At 72.9% G+C, this 18,384-nt stretch carries 14 protein-coding genes; 5 read left to right on the top strand and 9 right to left on the bottom strand.

Features of this window, described 5'->3' with window-relative positions; genetic code table 11:
* Window positions 1-114: 114 nt before the first annotated feature.
* Window positions 115-2,034, top strand: a complete 1,920-nt coding sequence (dxs, locus tag ACGFZF_RS15320; protein ID WP_393554243.1) for a 1-deoxy-D-xylulose-5-phosphate synthase — start codon at window positions 115-117, stop codon at window positions 2,032-2,034.
* Between the two features lie 188 nt (window positions 2,035-2,222).
* Window positions 2,223-3,701, top strand: coding sequence for an amino acid permease (locus ACGFZF_RS15325; protein ID WP_393554176.1), 1,479 nt, complete (start codon window positions 2,223-2,225; stop codon window positions 3,699-3,701).
* 73 nt (window positions 3,702-3,774) lie between these two features.
* Here the strand turns inward: ACGFZF_RS15325 and ACGFZF_RS15330 are convergent, their stop codons facing one another.
* On the bottom strand, window positions 3,775-4,173 hold the full coding sequence (locus ACGFZF_RS15330) for an NTP pyrophosphohydrolase (protein ID WP_393554178.1): 399 nt from the start codon (window positions 4,171-4,173) through the stop codon (window positions 3,775-3,777).
* A 104-nt stretch (window positions 4,174-4,277) separates the two neighbouring features.
* Here ACGFZF_RS15330 and ACGFZF_RS15335 point away from each other — a divergent pair, with 104 nt between their 5' ends.
* Window positions 4,278-5,456: a hypothetical protein gene (locus ACGFZF_RS15335; protein ID WP_393554180.1), complete on the top strand. Its 1,179-nt coding sequence runs from the start codon at window positions 4,278-4,280 to the stop codon at window positions 5,454-5,456.
* 230 nt (window positions 5,457-5,686) lie between these two features.
* Here ACGFZF_RS15335 and ACGFZF_RS15340 read toward each other — a convergent pair whose 3' ends face one another.
* From ACGFZF_RS15340 to ACGFZF_RS15365, 6 genes are all read right to left on the bottom strand, one after another.
* On the bottom strand, window positions 5,687-7,822 hold the full coding sequence (locus tag ACGFZF_RS15340; RefSeq protein WP_393554181.1) for a 3-hydroxyacyl-CoA dehydrogenase NAD-binding domain-containing protein: 2,136 nt from the start codon (window positions 7,820-7,822) through the stop codon (window positions 5,687-5,689).
* Window positions 7,819-9,033, bottom strand: a complete 1,215-nt coding sequence (locus ACGFZF_RS15345; protein WP_393554183.1) for a thiolase family protein — start codon at window positions 9,031-9,033, stop codon at window positions 7,819-7,821. Before ACGFZF_RS15345 ends, ACGFZF_RS15340 begins: the two co-directional genes overlap by 4 nt.
* Window positions 9,034-9,156: 123 nt before the next feature.
* Window positions 9,157-9,903, bottom strand: coding sequence for a ferritin-like domain-containing protein (locus ACGFZF_RS15350; protein ID WP_393554185.1), 747 nt, complete (start codon window positions 9,901-9,903; stop codon window positions 9,157-9,159).
* Between the two features lie 169 nt (window positions 9,904-10,072).
* Window positions 10,073-11,359 (bottom strand): HRDC domain-containing protein, encoded by a 1,287-nt coding sequence (locus tag ACGFZF_RS15355; protein WP_393554187.1) that lies wholly within the window; start codon window positions 11,357-11,359, stop codon window positions 10,073-10,075.
* Between the two features lie 147 nt (window positions 11,360-11,506).
* The gene (locus ACGFZF_RS15360) at window positions 11,507-12,169 is read right to left on the bottom strand and encodes a LuxR C-terminal-related transcriptional regulator (RefSeq protein WP_393554189.1); all 663 of its coding nucleotides are present in this window, start codon (window positions 12,167-12,169) and stop codon (window positions 11,507-11,509) included.
* A gap of 233 nt (window positions 12,170-12,402) precedes the next feature.
* Window positions 12,403-13,095, bottom strand: a complete 693-nt coding sequence (locus ACGFZF_RS15365) for a DUF3000 domain-containing protein (RefSeq protein ID WP_393554191.1) — start codon at window positions 13,093-13,095, stop codon at window positions 12,403-12,405.
* 90 nt (window positions 13,096-13,185) lie between these two features.
* Here ACGFZF_RS15365 and hemE point away from each other — a divergent pair, with 90 nt between their 5' ends.
* Window positions 13,186-14,262: a uroporphyrinogen decarboxylase gene (gene hemE / locus ACGFZF_RS15370; RefSeq protein WP_356778915.1), complete on the top strand. Its 1,077-nt coding sequence runs from the start codon at window positions 13,186-13,188 to the stop codon at window positions 14,260-14,262.
* Window positions 14,263-14,332: 70 nt separating this feature from the next.
* Here the strand turns inward: hemE and ACGFZF_RS15375 are convergent, their stop codons facing one another.
* Window positions 14,333-15,706: an FAD-dependent oxidoreductase gene (locus ACGFZF_RS15375; RefSeq protein WP_393554194.1), complete on the bottom strand. Its 1,374-nt coding sequence runs from the start codon at window positions 15,704-15,706 to the stop codon at window positions 14,333-14,335.
* 27 nt (window positions 15,707-15,733) lie between these two features.
* Entirely contained in the window at window positions 15,734-16,753 is a 1,020-nt protein-coding gene (locus tag ACGFZF_RS15380; protein WP_393554196.1) for a DUF4349 domain-containing protein, read from the bottom strand.
* Window positions 16,754-16,892: 139 nt separating this feature from the next.
* Here ACGFZF_RS15380 and hemG point away from each other — a divergent pair, with 139 nt between their 5' ends.
* Entirely contained in the window at window positions 16,893-18,380 is a 1,488-nt protein-coding gene (gene hemG / locus ACGFZF_RS15385; RefSeq protein ID WP_393554198.1) for a protoporphyrinogen oxidase, read from the top strand.
* Window positions 18,381-18,384 lie beyond the last annotated feature (4 nt).

Raw genomic sequence — 18,384 nt, forward strand, 5'->3', positions numbered from 1 at the left:
GTGTCGGCCATCCGAGTGGCGCGCACCCCGCCGCCCGATGACCGAGGTCGGGAGCGGAACATTAGACTCGACGAAATCGGCAAGCTCGACCAGCTCAAACGCAAGGAGGCACGGGTGGCTCTGCTGACCCGTATCAGGGGACCGCGCGATCTGGACCGGCTGTCCCCGGAACAGCTGGAACAGCTGGCCGAGGAGATCCGGACGTTTCTCGTGGACGCCGTCTCCAAGACCGGTGGCCACCTCGGCCCCAACCTCGGCGTGGTCGAGCTGACCATCGCCCTGCACCGCGTCTTCGACTCCCCGAAGGACAAGGTCCTCTTCGACACCGGCCACCAGAGCTACGTGCACAAGCTGCTCACCGGCCGCCAGGACTTCTCCAAGCTCAAGATGAAGGGCGGCCTGTCCGGCTACCCCTCGCAGGCGGAGTCCGAGCACGACGTCATCGAGAACTCGCACGCCTCGACCGTCCTGGGCTGGGCCGACGGCCTCGCCAAGGCCAACGAGGTCCTGCGGAAGGACGACCACGTCGTCGCGGTCATCGGCGACGGCGCGCTGACCGGCGGCATGGCCTGGGAGGCGCTGAACAACATCGCCGCGGCCAAGGACCGCCCGCTCGTCATCGTCGTCAACGACAACGAGCGCTCCTACGCCCCGACCATCGGCGGCCTCGCCAACCACCTGGCGACCCTGCGCACCACCGACGGCTACGAGCGCTTCCTCGCCCGCGGCAAGGACATCCTGGAGCGCACCCCCGTCGTCGGCAAGCCCCTCTACGAGACGCTGCACGGCGCCAAGAAGGGGCTGAAGGACTTCATCGCGCCGCAGGGCATGTTCGAGGACCTGGGGCTGAAGTACGTCGGCCCGATCGACGGTCACGACATCGAGGCGCTGGAGTCCGCGCTGACCCGGGCCAAGCGGTTCGGCGGCCCGGTGATCGTCCACTGCCTGACCGAGAAGGGCCGCGGCTACCAGCCCGCCCTCGCCGACGAGGCCGACCGCTTCCACGCCGTCGGCAAGATCCACCCCGACACCGGTCTGCCGATCGCCTCCTCCGGCGCCGACTGGACCTCGGTCTTCGGCGAGGAGATGGTCAAGCTCGGCAAGGAGCGCGCGGACATCGTCGCGATCACCGCGGCCATGCTCCAGCCGGTCGGCCTCGACAAGTTCGCCAAGGCCTACCCCGAGCGGGTGTACGACGTCGGCATCGCCGAGCAGCACGCCGCGGTCTCGGCGGCCGGCCTGGCCACCGGCGGGCTCCACCCGGTCTTCGCCGTCTACGCCACCTTCCTCAACCGGGCCTTCGACCAGGTCCTGATGGACGTGGCGCTGCACCGGTGCGGCGTCACCTTCGTCCTGGACCGGGCCGGTGTCACCGGCACGGACGGCGCCTCCCACAACGGCATGTGGGACATGTCGATCCTCCAGGTCGTCCCCGGCCTGCGGATCGCCGCCCCGCGCGACGCCGACCAGGTGCGCGCCCAGCTGCGCGAGGCCGTCGAGGTCACCGACGCGCCGACCGTCGTCCGCTTCTCCAAGGGCGCCGTCGGCCCCGCCGTACCGGCCCTGCGCCGGGTCGGCGGGATGGACGTGCTCCGTGAGCCCGGCAGCGACGTCCCCGACGTCCTGCTCGTGTCGGTCGGCGCGCTCGCGCCGATGTGCCTGGAGATCGCCGACCTCCTCGACAAGCAGGGCATCACCACGACCGTCGTCGACCCCCGCTGGGTCAAGCCGGTCGACGAGGCCATGGCGCCGCTCGCCGAGCAGCACCGGGTCGTCGTCACCGTCGAGGACAACAGCCGGGTCGGCGGTGTCGGCTCGGCCGTCGCCCAGGCCCTGCGCGACGCCGGCGTCGACGTGCCGCTGCGCGACTTCGGCATCCCGCCGCGCTTCCTCGACCACGCCTCCCGCAAGGAGGTCATGGCGGAGATCGGCCTGACGGCGCCGGACATCGCCCGCCAGGTCACCGGCCTGGTCTCACGACTGGACGGGCGCTACGAGGGCAGCAGCCGGGCCGTGGAGCCCGCGCGCGACTGACCTCCCGCGACACAGCGTCACCATTGGGCCGGTCGGACCACTCCCAGGAGGGTTCGACCGGCCCATTCGTGTGAAACCCGTTCTCCCGGCGCGCGCGGCACCCCGACCCTCTCGATCATGGGTGCTGGGACCGACCGCACGGAGGTACGACGGTGAGTACGGACCAGCAGCCAAGCAGGTCGTCAGGAATGTTCCGGACCAAGACGATCGAACAGTCGATCCGGGACACCGAGGAGCCCGAGCACGCGCTGAAGAAATCGCTGTCCGCCTGGGACCTCATGGTCTTCGGCGTCGGCGTCATCATCGGCACCGGCATCTTCGTGCTCACCGGCAAGGTGGCCAAGGAGAACGCCGGCCCGGCCACCGCGCTGGCCTTCGTCGCGGCCGGCATCGTCTGCGCCCTGGCGGCCCTCTGCTACGCCGAGTTCGCCTCGACGGTCCCGGTCGCCGGTTCGGCCTACACCTTCGCCTACGCGTCCATCGGCGAACTCCCGGCCTGGATCATCGGCTGGGACCTCGTCCTGGAGTTCGCGCTCGGCACCGCCGTCGTCGCGGTCGGCTGGTCCGGCTACGTGCGCTCCCTGATGGACAACGTGGACTGGCACATGCCGGCCGCGCTGTCGGGGCCGGACGTTCCCGGCGGCACCTTCGACCTTCTGGCGTTCCTGCTGGTCCTGGTGCTGACCGTGGTCCTCGTCCTGGGCATGAAGCTCTCCGCCAACATCACCGCGGTCGTGGTGGCGATCAAGGTCACGGTCGTCATGATCGTGATCATCGCGGGTCTCTTCTTCATCGTGGGCGACAACTACGACCCCTTCATCCCCGACGCGATCGCCCCGCCCGAGGGCACCTCCGGCTGGGACTCCCCGATGGTCCAGCTGATCTTCGGATACGAGCCGACCAACTTCGGCGTCATGGGCATCTTCACCGCCGCCTCCGTCGTCTTCTTCGCCTTCATCGGCTTCGACGTGGTGGCCACCGCGGCCGAGGAGACCAAGCTCCCGCAGCGCGACATGCCGCGCGGCATCCTCGGCTCGCTGTTCATCTGCACCGTGCTCTACGTCGCCGTGGCCCTGGTCGTGACCGGCATGCAGCACTACACCGAACTGTCGGTCAGCGCGCCGCTGGCGGACGCGTTCAAGGCCGCCGGGCATCCCTTCTACGCCGGTGTCATCAGCTTCGGCGCGGCCGTCGGCCTCACCACCGTCTGCCTCATCCTGCTGCTCGGCCAGACCCGGGTGTTCTTCGCGATGAGCCGTGACGGGCTGCTGCCGCGCTTCTTCTCGATCACCCACCCGCGCTTCAAGACCCCCTACCGGCCGACGATCCTGCTCGGCGTCATCATCGCCATCGTGGCGGGCTTCACCAGCATCAACGAGCTCGCGACCCTGGTGAACATCGGCACGCTCTTCGCCTTCGTGGTCGTCGCGGTCGGCGTGATGGTCCTGCGCCGCACCCGGCCGGACCTGCACCGCGCCTTCCGCACCCCGTGGGTCCCGGTGCTGCCGATCCTGTCGATCGCGGCCTCGTTCTGGCTGATGCTCAACCTGCCCGGCGAGACCTGGTTCCGGTTCGCCGTGTGGATGGTCATCGGCATCGTCGTGTACTTCCTCTACGGACGTAAGCACAGCCGACTCGGCAAGGCGGGCCAGGACGCCCTGTACTAGGCCGACCCCACCCCAGGCCCACGACCACCGTCCCGGGCCCGCAGAAGCCCGTACAGGGCCTTCTGAGCGGGCATCACGGGGCGGTGGTCCAGTCCTCTCGGACGGCGCGCGGTCCCACGCACCGCGCGCCGTGCTCGTCCACCCGGTTCCGCAGCTCGCGATCGGCCGTGACGACCACGCACCGCCGGCCCGACGCCTCGCGGGCCAGCTCCACGATCAGGTCGTCCCCGCTCCCGTCCGCCGCGGCGACCCGCACCTCCGCGGAGGGCTCCACGCCCCGCGCCCGGCCCTCCACGACCAGCACCACGTCGAGCGGCCCCGGCTCCTCCCGGATCCCCCGCCGGGCCACCTCCGCAAGCCGGTCCCGCAGCCGTTCGGCCGCACCCCGCCGGTCCCGCCACCAGCCGTCCGGCACGGACCCGACGACATTGGCGCCGTCCACGATCAGTACAGGTCGGAGATGTTGCGGCATGTCCCCTGCCCTTGCGATCTTGCGGCCTCCCGGCGGACGGTGAGAGGCGTCCCAGTGCTATTGTCGCCGCGATTTCAAGGTGTCAGGGAAGGTGGTCGCAGACCATGGCCGTGTGGTCCGCGCGCAGGTCGCAGAGCCGTAAGTCCGCTTCGGACGGTCAGGCCTCGGCGCCGAGCTCGCTCATGGGAGCCCAGCCGCAGAAGCTCACGCCCTCGGTGCCGATGAAAGATCCCGTCCCCGCCACCGCCGACTGGCTGGTGCGCGGCAAGGACGGCCGTCTCACCGCGTACGCCCCCGTCGACGGCGGCGTGCTGCGCTGGACCGAGAAGAACGTCGGCGGGCCCGAGTGGAGCGGCCCCGAACTGCTCCCCGCGCCGGGTCTCGTGCCGCACCTGTCGATCGTGCAGAGCCCGGAGGGCTACGTCTTCCTCACCGGTCTGCGCCGGCTGCCCGGCGGGGGCGACCACGTGGACGCCTCGATCGTGTACGCCGTGCAGTACCAGACGGGCCGGCCGCTGCGGGACTGGCACTCGCTCAACAGCCCCTACACCTCCAAGGACAACCGGCACCTCGCCGCGGAACTCGGCCTGCCGTCCGCGCTGGTCGACCCGGAAGGGTCGATGCACATGTTCGTCCGCAACGCCGGACGCGGGGTCAGCGGCCGCAGCCAGGAGACGACCGGGCGCTGGAAGGGCTGGGGCGACATCAAGGGCAGCGGGGTGTCCGGCACCGTGGCCGTGACCGTGAACGACGCCGGCCTGGCCGAGGTCTCCGCGCCGTGCGCGGACCACGTGCTGCGCTGGAGCCAGAAGGAGCCCGGCTGGCGGATGCCGCGCGCCGACGAGCTGACCGAGGTCTCGGTCGCCGACGGTACGTTCACGGCGACCCGCACCGGACGCGAGACGGTCACCCGCTTCTGGCGCGACGCCGGAAGCGGCGAGGTCGTCGCCTGGCGCCCCGGCGACCGGCCGCGTCCGCTGGGCGGCGGGTCGGGCACGGGTCCGGTCGCCCTGCTGCGCACTCCGGTCGACGGTGTGGACTGCACGCTGCTGGCCCAGCGCGACGCCTCGGGCCGGCCGGCCCTGGCGGCGTACCCGACCGAGACCGAGGGGGCGGGCCTGGACTGGTCGCCGACCGGCGAGGTCTGCGCGGGCGCCCCGGCGATGGCCCTCGACGGGCTCGGCCGGGTGGTCCTGGCGGCGATCGGCGAGGACGGCGCGCTGCGCGTCACGCGCCAGAAGGAGGAGTCGGGCCTGGCGATGGAGGCCTGGACCCGGGTCTGAGGACGCGGCGCGCCGCACGCCTCCCCGACGGCACCGGCCCGGGATCCCTCGGGGGTGTCTTGCCGATCGGCAAGACACCCCCGAGGGATCCCGGGCCGTTCGCGTACCCGGGGCCGACCCGACCCGGGCACCTCGGCTCAGGGCCCCGGCCCCGCCCGCCCGCTCCCGGACGCGGGACGGCCCCGGCACCGTGAAGGTGCCGGGGCCGTCCGCCGGTTGTCCGGGGTCCGTTACGCCTGGACCGGGACGCTCGCGACGCCGGGGGCGAGGAACGGCTTGCCGTTCACCCGCTCGGAGACGCCCTCGCGGTCCAGGTACGGCGTGATGCCGCCCAGGTGGAAGGGCCAGCCCGCGCCCGTGATCAGGCAGAGGTCGATGTCCTGCGCCTCGGCGACGACACCCTCCTCCAGCATCAGGCCGATCTCCTGCGCCACCGCGTCCAGGACGCGGTCGCGGACCTGCTCCTCCGTCAGGACGCTGTCGCCCTGCTTGAGGAGGGCGGCGACCTCGGGGTCCAGCTCCGGGCGGCCGGAGTCGTAGACGTAGAAGCCGCGCTTGCCGGCCTTGACCACGGCGGCCAGGTTCTCGGAGACGGTGAAGCGCTTCGGGAAGGCGCGGTTCAGGGTCTCGGAGACGTGCAGGCCGATCGCCGGGCCGACGAGCTCCAGGAGGACCAGCGGGGACATCGGCAGACCGAGCGGCTCGATGGCCTTCTCGGCCGTCTCGACCGGGGTGCCCTCGTCGATGACGTTCTGGATCTCGCCCATGAAGCGGGTCAGGATGCGGTTCACGACGAACGCCGGGGCGTCCTTGGTGAGGACCGCGGTCTTCTTCAGCTTCTTGGCGACACCGAACGCGGTGGCCAGCGAGGCGTCGTCCGTCTTCTCGCCGCGCACGATCTCCAGGAGCGGGAGGATCGCGACCGGGTTGAAGAAGTGGAAGCCGACCACGCGCTCCGGGTTCCGGAGCTTCGAGGCCATCTCCGAGACGGACAGCGAGGAGGTGTTGGTGGCGAGGATCGCGTGCGCCGGGGCGACGGCCTCGACCTCCGCGAACACCTGCTGCTTGACGCCCATCTCCTCGAACACGGCCTCGATGATGAAGTCCGCGTCCGCGAAGCCCTCGGCCTTGTCCAGGACACCGGAGACCAGGCCCTTGAGGCGGTTGGCCTTGTCCTGGTTGATCCGGCCCTTGCCGAGCAGCTTGTCGATCTCGGCCTGGACGTAGCCCACGCCCTTGTCGACGCGCTCCTGGTCGATGTCGGTCAGGACGACCGGCACCTCCAGGCGGCGCAGGAAGAGCAGGGCCAGCTGGGAGGCCATCAGACCGGCGCCGACGACGCCGACCTTGGTGACCGGGCGGGCCAGGGACTTGTCCGGGGCGCCGGCCGGGCGCTTGGCACGCTTCTGCACCAGGTTGAAGGCGTAGATGCCGGAGCGCAGTTCGCCGCCCATGATGAGGTCGGCCAGGGCCGTGTCCTCGGCGTCGAAGCCCTTCTGCAGGTCGCCGTCCTTGGCCGCCTCGATGATGTCGAGGGCGCGGTAGGCGGCCGGGGCCGCACCGTGCACCTTGGCGTCGGCGATGGCCCGGCCCCGCGCGACGGCCTGGTCCCAGCCCGCGCCGCGGTCGATCTCGGGACGCTCGACGGTCACCGTGCCGTTGAGGACGGAGGCCGTCCAGATCAGCGACTGCTCCAGGAAGTCCGCGCCCTCGAAGAGGGCGTCGGCGATACCGAGCTCGAAGACCTGCTTGCCCTTGAGCTGGCGGTTCTGGTTCAGCGAGTTCTCGATGATGACCGAGACGGCCTTGTCGGCACCGATCAGGTTCGGCAGGATCGCGCAGCCGCCCCAGCCGGGGACCAGACCGAGGAAGACCTCGGGCAGGGAGAAGGCCGGCAGGGCCTTCGAGACGGTGCGGTAGGTGCAGTGCAGACCGACCTCGACACCGCCGCCCATCGCCGCGCCGTTGTAGTACGCGAAGGTCGGCACGGCGAGCGACGAGAGCCGCTTGAAGACGTCGTGGCCGCCCTTGCCGATGGCGAGCGCGTCGGAGTGACGGCCCAGCAGCTCGACACCCTTGAGGTCGGCGCCGACCGCGAAGATGAACGGCTTGCCGGTGAGGCCGACGCCGACGATCGCGCCCTCGGCCGCCTCCTTCTCGACCTGGTCGACGGCGGCGTTGAGGTTCGCCAGCGACTGGGGGCCGAAGGTGGTCGGCTTGGTGTGGTCGAAGCCGTTGTCCAGCGTGATCAGCGCGAACCGGCCCGCGCCCGCGGGAAGCTCGAAGTGCCGTACGTGGGCGCTGGTGACGACCTCGTCCGGGAAGAGCTCCGCGGCGCCCTTCAGAAGCTCGGCGGTGGTGCTCACTTGCCCTCCCAGTGGGGGTTTTCCCAGATGACCGTGGCGCCCATGCCGAAGCCGACGCACATCGTGTTGAGGCCGTAACGGACCTGCGGGTTCTCCTCGAACTGGCGGGCCAGCTGCGTCATCAGGCGGACGCCGGAGGAGGCCAGCGGGTGACCGTAGGCGATCGCGCCGCCGTACTGGTTCACGCGGGCGTCGTCGTCGGCGATGCCGTAGTGCTCGAGGAACGCCAGGACCTGGACGGCGAACGCCTCGTTGACCTCGAAGAGGTCGATGTCCTCGATGGACAGGCCGGCCTGGGCGAGGGCCTTCTCGGTGGCCGGGATCGGGCCGTAGCCCATGACCTCCGGCTCGACACCGGCGAAGGCGTAGGAGACGAGGCGCATCTTGACCGGGAGGTTGTTCTCGCGGGCGAAGTCCTCGGAGGCGATGATCGAGGCGGTGGCGCCGTCGTTGAGGCCGGCCGCGTTGCCCGCGGTGACGTTGCCGTGGACGCGGAACGGCGTCTTCAGGTTCGCCAGCGACTCCAGGGTGGTGCCCGGGCGCATCGGCTCGTCCGCGGTGACCAGGCCCCAGCCGGTCTCGCCGGCCTCGGCGTTGGTGCGGCGCACCGAGATCGGGACCAGGTCCTGCTGGATCTTGCCGTCGGCGTACGCCTTCGCGGCCTTCTCCTGCGAGCGCACGGCGTACTCGTCGGCGCGCTGCTTGGTGATGGTCGGGTAGCGGTCGTGCAGGTTCTCGGCGGTCATGCCCATGAACAGGGCGGACTCGTCGACGAGCTTCTCCGACACGAAGCGCGGGTTCGGGTCGACGCCCTCGCCCATCGGGTGGCGGCCCATGTGCTCGACGCCACCGGCGATCACGGCGTCGTAGGCGCCGAAGGCGATCGAGCCGGCGACCGAGGTGACGGCGGTCAGCGCGCCGGCGCACATGCGGTCGATGGAGTAGCCGGGGACGGACTGCGGCAGACCGGCGAGGATGCCCGCGGTGCGGCCGAGCGTCAGACCCTGGTCACCGATCTGCGTGGTCGCCGCGATGGCCACCTCGTCGATCTTGGCCGGGTCGAGGCCGGGGTTGCGGCGCAGCAGCTCCCGGATGGCCTTCACGACGAGATCGTCGGCGCGGGTCTCGTGGTAGATGCCCTTCGGGCCCGCCTTGCCGAACGGGGTGCGGACGCCGTCGACGAAGACGACGTCCCTGACGGTACGAGGCACGATGGCTCTCCTCCAGGGTGCGGGATGGCACTGCTGCGGCACGCGACTAAGCGCGCGCTTGCTGACCCCATGCTACTTGCGGGTAACCAGACTGCCCAGTCCCTGGGGCCGGAGCGGCGAACGTCACACCGCCGACCGGTGCCCGGCGGGCCCGACGGGGGCCGCGGCCCGGCCGTCCACCGTGGCCGCGAGGGGGCCCGAGAGCCGCACGACGTCGCGGACGAAGGCGAGCCGGCCGACGCCCAGGGCGCGCAGCGCCGGGCCGTGGTCGTGCGCCACCACCAGCGCCGCCGCCGCGAGCAGGACGCGCCAGACCGCCGTCACCGCGCGCCGCCCGGCGCGGGGCAGGCCGGCGAAGCCCTCGCGCAGCCGGCGGCAGTGGAACGGCACGTGCCGTTCCTCGTCGCCCAGGATCCGCCCCGCGACCTCGGAGACCAGGGGGTCGGCGCAGCCGTCGCGCAGCGCGCGGTAGTAGCGCAGGGCCACCACCTCGGCCACCATCAGCACCAGCAGCTCGGTGCGGAGCCCCAGCAGCCGCCGCAGCCGGACGAAGGCGGCGTCGCTCCAGTGGCCGGTCAGCGTGACGGCCCCGCCCGCCGCGAGCAGCAGCTTCAGCATCCGTGCGTGGTTCTGCTCCTCGGCGACGAAGAGCCCGATCGCCTCGGCGTAGCCGGCGTCGCCGGCCCGCCGCGCCTTGGCCCCGAGCTCCGCGCCGTCCCCGTCCTCGCCGACCTGGAACCGCTGGATGCTGCGGATCAGCGCGGGCGTCAGCAGGGCGCCGCGCTCCCAGTCCGGGTCACCGAGCGCGGCACGGCGCTCCCGCTCGGCGGTGAAGTCGTCGATCCAGTCCGCGTACCCATTTTTGATCATGTTCAAGACCCTAGAGGGTTTTGAGCGCGTTCAAAGGTGACTCGCCCCGGTGGTGACAGAACCGGGACACGACGGAGCCCCCGGCCGCGCGAGGGCGGTCGGGGGCTCGCGGTCCGGCACTCCGGGCGGGTGGTCCGGCGGGCCGGCCGTGTCCGGAGGTGCGGGCGGGTCAGGCGGTCGACACGGCCAGCGCCGCGGCCAGCAGCGGGCTGACGAGCCCGACCTGCCAGGGGCGCGCGCCGTACCCGGCGAGGGCGGCCCCCACCGTGTCCGGGGTCGCCTGGGCCGGCGGCTCCCAGCACACCCGGCGCACCGTGTCCGGCGTGATCAGGTTCTCCTGCGGGAGGTTCAGCTCCTCGGCGAGGGCCGAGATCGCCGCCCGCGCGGCCGACAGGCGCGCCGCGGCCACCGGGTCCTTGTCCGCCCAGGCGCGCGGCGGGGGCGGGCCCGCGACCGGCTGGCCGGGCTGCGGCAGCTCGTGGTCGGGAAGCGCCTTCGCGCGGTCCACGGCCGCCTGCCACTGCTCCAGCTGGCGGCGGCCCATGCGGTGACCGAACCCCGGCAGCGCGGTGAGGGCGGCGACGTTCGGCGGTACGGCCAGCGCCGCCTCGACGATCGCGGCGTCGCTGAGCACCTTGCCCGGTGACACGTCCCGGCGCTGCGCGACCGTGTCCCGCGCGGTCCACAGCTCGCGCACCACCGCCATCTGGCGACGGCGCCGCACCTTGTGCATCCCCGACGTCCGCCGCCACGGGTCCTTGCGCGGCGGCGCGGGCGGGGCCGAGGCGATCGCGTCGAACTCCTGGTGGGCCCACTCCAGCTTGCCCTGCTGGTCGAGCTCCTTCTCCAGGGCGTCCCGCAGGTCGACGAGGAGCTCGACGTCCAGTGCGGCGTACCGGAGCCAGGGCTCGGGCAGCGGGCGGGTGGACCAGTCCACCGCGGAGTGGCCCTTCTCCAGGGCGAAGCCGAGGACGGTCTCGACCATGGCGCCCAGTCCGACCCGCGGGAAGCCGGCGAGCCGGCCGGCGAGCTCGGTGTCGAACAGCCGGGCCGGTGCCATACCTATTTCGCGCAGGCAGGGCAGGTCCTGGGTCGCGGCGTGCAGGATCCACTCGGTTCCGGCGAGCGCCCGGTCCAGTCCCGACAGGTCGGGGCAGCCCACGGGGTCGATGAGCGCGGTGCCCGCGCCCTCGCGGCGCAGCTGGACGAGGTAGGCGCGCTGGCCGTAGCGGTAGCCCGAGGCGCGCTCGGCGTCGACGGCGACCGGACCGCTTCCGGCGGCGAACGCGGCGATCACCTCGGCGAGCGCCTCCTCCGTCGCGACGACGGGCGGAACGCCCTCGCGGGGCTCCAGCAAGGGGATCGGCAGCCCGTTCGCAGGGACGTCGTCGTCCGGGGGGGCGCCCCCGGTGGTTCGCAGTGCTGTGTCTGCTGCGGTCTCTTGGGCGTCGGTCACGTGTCAAGGGTATCTGTGAACGGCAAGCGCCTGCCGACGGAACGTTCCGTCGACAGGCGCCGATCTTTTGTCAACCGTTCGAGCCGAAGCCGATGCCCGTACGGAGACCCTGGAACCGACCGGTTCCGGGGTGGTCGTGCCGGGCGGTCAGTGGATGATCCCGGTGCGCAGGGCCACCGCGACCATGCCGGCACGGTCGCCGGTGCCCAGCTTGCGGGCGATGCGGGCGAGGTGGCTCTTCACCGTGAGGGCGGACAGGCCCATCGAGACGCCGATGGCCTTGTTCGACTGGCCCTCGGCCACCAGCCGGAGCACTTCGACCTCACGGCCGGAGAGCTCGCGGTAGCCGCCCGGGTGGCTCGGAGCACCCGGGGGGCGGCGGTGGCCGAGGCGGGCGGCCGAGGCGCCGATGGGGGCGGCGCCGGGTCGGGTGGGGTGCCCGATGTTCGTCCGCGTACCGGTGACGACGTACCCCTTCACACCGCCCGCGAGGGCGTTGCGGACGGCGCCGATGTCGTCGGCCGCGGAGAGCGCCAGCCCGTTGGGCCAGCCCGCGGCGCGGGTCTCGGACAGCAGGGTGAGGCCGCTGCCGTCGGGAAGGTGGACGTCGGCCACGCAGATGTCGCGTGGGTTGCCGACGCGGGGACGCGCCTCGGCGATGGACGACGCCTCGATGACGTCGCGTACGCCGAGGGCCCACAGGTGGCGGGTGACGGTGGAGCGGACGCGCGGGTCGGCCACGACGACCATGGCGGTCGGCTTGTTCGGACGGTAGGCCAGACTTGCGGGCTGCTCGAGGAGAACGGACACACGGCCTCCTGGGGAGTGCGGGACGGAGCCGGCTCGGGGAAGAAGCCGGGGGCGAACCCGTGCGGTGAAGGGGTCATTGACCTCTTCGGCAACTCGGGCGCCCGCCTTTAGAGAAAGATCACGATTTGGTGAGTAATAATTCGGTGCAATTCGGACGCGCGATCGATCATCTGACGAGTAGTCCTCCGTCCGGGTGAATCCCCGGGCGTGCCGGGTGTTCCCCGGCGCCCCCTTCAGGGCTGCTGAGGGCCCCTGCGCTGGGGCAGCGAGACGACTCCCGCGCCCGACGTGGTGCCGGCGCCCGGATCGGCCGGGGACGGGGGCAGCCCGGCGATCTGGCAGAGCAGATCGCACCAGGCCGCCAGGTGCGCCCCCGAGTCCGGCACCCCCGTGGCGTCCTCCCTCGGCGTCCACGAGGCCCTGATCTCGATCTGGGTGGCCGGACTGCGGTCCGCGAGCCCGCCGAAGTAGTGCGAGCCCGCCATCGTGACGGTGCCGCTCGCCTCGCCGTACGCGAGCCCGCGCGCCTGGAGCGCGCCGGTGAGCCAGGACCAGCAGACGTCCGGCAGCAGAGGATCGGCCGCCATCTCCGGCTCCAGCTCCGCCCGGACCAGCGTCACCAGCCGGAACGTTCCCTTCCAGGTGTCGTGGCCGGCCGGATCGTGCAGCAGGACGAGCCGGCCGTCGGCCAGGTCCTCCTCGCCGTCGACGACCGTCGCCTCCAGGGCGTACGCGTGCGGGGCGAGCCGCTGCGGCGGCCGGGTCGGGTCGATCTCGATCTCCGGCCGCAACCGGGCTCCACGCACCGCCTCGACCGCCCGCCGGAAGGCGGCCGGAACCGCCTCGGCCTCCGCTTGACCCGCCGTGTCGCCCGCCTGTTCGTCGCCGTCGGAATGATCGGAAAGGTGTCCCTGAGCCGCAGCCATGCGGGGAAGACTAGGCGGAACGGGCCCCTCGCGCAGGGAGGGACACCCGGCCCGGGGGAGCGGCTTCGCGCACATGCGAAGATTCTGGGCGTGAGTGCCAACGACCGCCCTTCGGGCCAGCAGACGCAGCAGCAGTCGCAGACGTACGACTCCCCGTTCATGAAGGCCTGCCGCCGCGAGGCCGTGCCGCACACGCCGGTCTGGTTCATGCGGCAGGCGGGGCGCTCGCTGCCCGAGTACCTGAAGGTCCGCGAGGGCATCCCGATGCTCGAGTCCTGCATGCGGCCCGAGCTGGTCACCGAGATCACGCTGCAGCCCGTGCGGCGCCACAAGGTCGACGCGGCGATCTACTTCAGCGACATCGTCGTCCCGCTCAAGGCCATCGGCATCGACCTCGACATCAAGCCGGGCGTCGGACCCGTCGTCGCCGACCCCATCCGCACCCGCGCCGACCTGGCACGGTTGCGCGACCTGACCCCCGAGGACGTCCACTACGTCACCGAGGCCATCGGGATGCTCACCGCCGAGCTGGGCTCCACTCCGCTCATCGGCTTCGCGGGCGCGCCTTTCACTCTCGCGAGCTACCTCGTGGAGGGCGGACCGTCGCGCAACCACGAGCACACCAAGGCGCTCATGTACGGCGACCCGCAGCTGTGGGCCGACCTCCTCGACCGCCTCGCCGAGATCACCTCGGCCTTCCTCAAGGTCCAGATCGAGGCCGGCGCCTCCGCCGTCCAGCTCTTCGACTCCTGGGTGGGCGCCCTGGCCCCCGCCGACTACCGCCGCTCGGTGATGCCCGCCTCCGTCAAGGTCTTCGACGCGGTCGCCTCCTACGGTGTGCCGCGCATCCACTTCGGCGTCGGCACGGGCGAGCTCCTCGGACTCATGGGCGAGGCGGGCGCGGACGTGGTGGGCGTCGACTGGCGCGTCCCGCTGGACGAGGCCGCCCGCCGCGTGGGCCCCGGCAAGGCGCTCCAGGGCAACCTGGACCCGGCCGTGCTGTTCTCCTCGCGCGAGGCCGTCGAGACCAAGACGGACGAGGTCCTCGACGCCGCGAAGGACCTGGAGGGGCACATCTTCAACCTGGGCCACGGCGTCCTGCCGTCCATGGACCCGGACGCCCTGACGCGACTGGTGGAGTACGTCCACACCCGCACCGCCGTCTGAGACCGCACGGACCGCGCCCCCGCCCGCGACCGGGCGGGGGCGCGGCGCGTCTCCGGCCCGCAGCCCGGAGTCAGCCCGCCGCGCGGACGGCCGCCACCGCCTTGCGCGCCGCGATCAGGACCGGGTCCCACACCGGCGAGAACGGCGGGGCGTAGCCCAGGTCCAGCGCCGTCATCCGCTCCACCGTCATCCCGGCCGTCAGCGCGACCGCCGCGACGTCCACCCGCTTCGCCGCGCCCTCCCGGCCCACGATCTGGACCCCGAGCAGCCGGCCCGTGCGCCGCTCCGCCAGCATCTTCACCGTCATCGGGGCCGCCCCGGGGTAGTAGCCCGCCCGGCTGGTCGACTCCACCGTCACCGTCACGTACTCCAGGCCCACCTCGCGGGCCTCCTTCTCGCGCAGACCCGTCCGCGCGATCTCCAGGTCGCACACCTTCGACACCGCCGTCCCGACGACGCCCGGGAACGTGGCGTAGCCGCCGCCGACGTTGGAGCCGATGACCTGGCCGTGCTTGTTGGCGTGCGTGCCCAGCGCGATGTGGCGCTCGCGGCCCGAGACCAGGTCCAGGACCTCCACGCAGTCGCCGCCCGCCCAGATGTTCCCGTGCCCCCGCACCCGCATGGCCAGATCCGTCAGCAGCCCGCCGTGCACGCCGACCGGCAGCCCGGCCCGCCGCGCGAGCGAGGTCTCCGGCTCCACGCCCATGCCCAGCACCACCACGTCCGCCGGATACTCGGCGTCGTCCGTCGCCACCGCCCGGACCGCTCCGTCCCCGCCCGTGAGGATCTTGGTGACGGCCGAGGAACCGACCGTGGTGATGCCCAGCCCGTCCATCGCCCGGTGCACCAGCCGGCCCATGTCCGGGTCCAGCGTCGCCATCGGCTGCTCGCCCCGGTTCAGGACCGTCACCGCGTAACCCCGGTTGAGCAGCGCCTCCGCCATCTCCACACCGATGTAGCCGGCGCCCACGACCACCGCCCGCCGGCCCTCCGACCGGTCGAGGGAGTCCAGCAGCGCCTGGCCGTCGTCGAGGGTCTGCACCCCGTGCACCCCGGTGGCGTCGATCCCCGGCAGCGGCGGCCGCAGCGGCCGGGCCCCGGTCGCGACCACCAGCTTGTCGAAGCCCGTCCACGTCTCCGCGCCCGACTCCACGTCCCGGGCGCGCACCCGCTGCCCGGGAACGTCGATCTCGGTCACCTCGGTGCGCGTCCGCAGGTCGATGCCCCGCGCCCGGTGCTCCTCGGGACTCCGCGCGATCAGTTCGTCGCGGCTCCCGACGTCGCCCCCGACCCAGTACGGGATCCCGCACGCCGAGTACGAGGTGAAGTGACCGCGCTCGAAGGCGACGATCTCCAACTCCTCGGGAGTCCTGAGCCTGCGCGCCTGCGACGCGGCGGACATGCCCGCCGCGTCGCCCCCGATGACCACCAGTCGTTCGCTCATACGAACACGCTACGTCGGGGCGGTCGTTCAGTCCTCCCTGGGCGCGGCGGGCGCCTCCGGGTCCGCCGTGCGCAGCGGCGCCCCGGCGGCGTTGCGCCCCTGGACGGGCAGCGGAGCACCGGCCGCGCCGCCGGCCGGGGGAGCGGACGCCGTCGTGCGCGTACGACGCGACAGGCGCGGACGCAGGAGCAGGCGCCACACCGCGTACAGCGCCGCGGCCACGGCCAGCCACGGCGCCACCGCCGCCAGCACGATCCCGGCCCAGGCCAGCGCCGTCACCAGCGCGTTCCAGCCGCCGCCGAGCGCGTCGAGGAAGCCGGGACGGCCCTCGTCCCGCGCCGCCGGCGCGTTCTCCGGTTCGACGAGATCCAGGGTGATCGTCGCCAGCGTCGTCCGGTCCTTCAGCGAGGCCTGCTGGGCCAGCAGCGACTCCAGATCCGCCTGACGGCGGCTCAGCTCCCCTTCCAGGGTGACGACGTCGGACAGCTTCGTCGCCTTCTCCATCAGCGCCCGCACCCGCTGCACGCTCGCCCGCTGCGTGGCGATCCGGCTCTCCACGTCCACCACCTGATCGGTGACGTCCTTGGCGTCCGCCTTGCGGGACAGCAGCCGGCCGGTGCCGGCCAGCTCCGCGAGCACCGACTCGAACCGCTCCTGCGGCACCCGCAGCACGACGTGGGACGTCACGTGCGAGTCGTCGACGCGCTCCGTCGTCTCGTTCGAGACGTGCCCGCCCGCGGCGTCGGCGACCCGGCGCGCGGTGGCGAGGGCCCGGGCCGCGTCGCGGACCTCGACGGACAGCGAGGCGGTCCGGATGACGTGCTGCGGGCTCGGCACGGGGGCCCGCTTCCCCGCCTCCGGAGCCTTCGTGTCCGCTTCCTTCGCCGCGTCGGCCGCCGAGCCGCCGTAGCCGTCGGCTCCCTGCTCGGCCGGGGCGGCCGCCTTGGTGTCGCCCAGACTCCGATCGCCGCCGTCGGCGGACGCGCCGCAGCCGGTCAGGGCGAGCGCGAGCGTCAGCAGTGCCGCGGACGTTCTCGTTCCACGCATGGGATCCCCCGGGGGTGGGTGGTGAATGTCTGCCGGTTCGACGTATGGGGGAGGGCAAGAGGTTGCCCTCCCGCGGTAGCGATGCGATCACGGTCCGGCCTCGGAACGGACAGCGGAACCCGTCTGAGAGAGTGGAGCCATGAACGCGGACATCACGGGCAGGTCACCCGGGCACGTCGTCGTCGTCGGAGGCGGGATCGCCGGACTCGCGGCAGCCCACCGACTGGTCTCGGCCGGTGCGCGCGTCACCCTCCTCGAAGCCGGCGGCCGGATCGGCGGCAAGCTGCTCGCCGGGGAGATCGCCGGCGCCCGCGTCGACCTCGGCGCCGAGTCGCTGCTCGCCCGCCGCCCCGAGGCGGTCGCGCTCGCCCGCGCCGTCGGACTCGGCGACCGCCTGTGCCCGCCCGCCACCACCACCGCGTCCGTCTGGTCACGCGGCGAACTGATCCCCATGCCCAAGGGCCACGTCATGGGCGTGCCGGGCGACGGCCGGGCCCTGGCCGGACTGCTCTCCGCCGACGGCGTGGACCGCGTCGAGCGCGACCGCGAGCTGCCCCCGACGGAGATCGGCGACGACATCGCCATCGGCGCGTACGTCTCCGAACGGATGGGCCACGAGGTCGTCGACCGGCTCGTCGAGCCGCTGCTCGGCGGGGTGTACGCCGGCGACGCCTACCGGATCTCCCTGCGCGCCGCCGTGCCCGCGCTCTTCGAGGCCGCCCGCAGCCACCCGACGCTCACCGACGCCGTCCGCGCCGTCCAGCGGGCCGGCGCCGCGGTACCGGCCGACGCGGCCGGAGCGGCCACCGGCCTCGGCGGCTCCGCCTTCGCGGGCATCGCCGGCGGCATCGGCACCCTGCCGGACGCGGTGGCGGACGCGGTCCGCGCCGCGGGGGGCGAGATCCTCACCCACGCCCCGGTGACGGTGCTGCGCCGCCTCCCGGCACCGGACGGCACGACCGCCGGGTCCGGCGCGCGGTGGCAGGTCGAGGCCGGGGGCCGCACCCACCTCGCCGACGCCGTCGTCCTCGCCGCGCCCGCCCCCGTCGCCGCCACGCTCCTGGCCGGTGAGGAACCCGCCGCGGCGGCCGAGCTCGCCGCGGTCGAGTACGCCTCGATGGCCCTGGTCACCCTCGCCTTCCGCCGCTCCGACCTCGGGGCGCTGCCCGGCTCCGGCTTCCTCGTGCCGCCGGTCGACGGCCGCACCATCAAGGCGTCCACCTTCTCCAGCCAGAAGTGGCAGTGGGTCACCGACGCCGCCCCCGACCTGTTCGTCCTGCGCACCTCCGTCGGGCGCCACGGCGAGGAGGGCCAGGTCGACCGCGACGACGCCGACCTCGTCGAGGACTCCCTCAAGGACCTCGGTGTGGCGACCGGCCTCGCCGCCCGCCCCGTCGCCACCACCGTCACCCGGTGGCACGGCGGCCTGCCCCAGTACCCCGTCGGCCATCTCGCCCGGGTCGCCCGCATCCGCGCGGCCGTCGCCGGGCTGCCCGGACTGCGCCTTGCCGGGGCCGCGTACGACGGCGTCGGCATCCCCGCCTGCATCGCCTCCGGCCACCGCGCGGCGGACGAGATCATCGCCACGTCGAAAACCACCGACCCTGGTGCAGGGCACTGTCCGTGACGGG

Origin of the sequence: Streptomyces sp. NPDC048338 (assembly GCF_043201055.1) — a bacterium.
Lineage (GTDB): Bacteria > Actinomycetota > Actinomycetes > Streptomycetales > Streptomycetaceae > Streptomyces.

Excerpts from the sequence above, each read along its gene's own strand:
- ACGFZF_RS15325 (WP_393554176.1), top strand. The coding sequence starts at position 2,223 with ATGTTCCGGACCAAGACGATCGAACAGTCGATCCGGGACACCGAGGAG.
- ACGFZF_RS15330 (WP_393554178.1), bottom strand. The coding sequence starts at position 4,173 with ATGCCGCAACATCTCCGACCTGTACTGATCGTGGACGGCGCCAATGTC.
- ACGFZF_RS15335 (WP_393554180.1), top strand. The coding sequence starts at position 4,278 with ATGGCCGTGTGGTCCGCGCGCAGGTCGCAGAGCCGTAAGTCCGCTTCG.
- ACGFZF_RS15350 (WP_393554185.1), bottom strand. The coding sequence starts at position 9,903 with ATGATCAAAAATGGGTACGCGGACTGGATCGACGACTTCACCGCCGAG.
- ACGFZF_RS15365 (WP_393554191.1), bottom strand. The coding sequence starts at position 13,095 with ATGGCTGCGGCTCAGGGACACCTTTCCGATCATTCCGACGGCGACGAA.
- ACGFZF_RS15375 (WP_393554194.1), bottom strand. The coding sequence starts at position 15,706 with ATGAGCGAACGACTGGTGGTCATCGGGGGCGACGCGGCGGGCATGTCC.
- ACGFZF_RS15380 (WP_393554196.1), bottom strand. The coding sequence starts at position 16,753 with ATGCGTGGAACGAGAACGTCCGCGGCACTGCTGACGCTCGCGCTCGCC.
- hemG (WP_393554198.1), top strand. The coding sequence starts at position 16,893 with ATGAACGCGGACATCACGGGCAGGTCACCCGGGCACGTCGTCGTCGTC.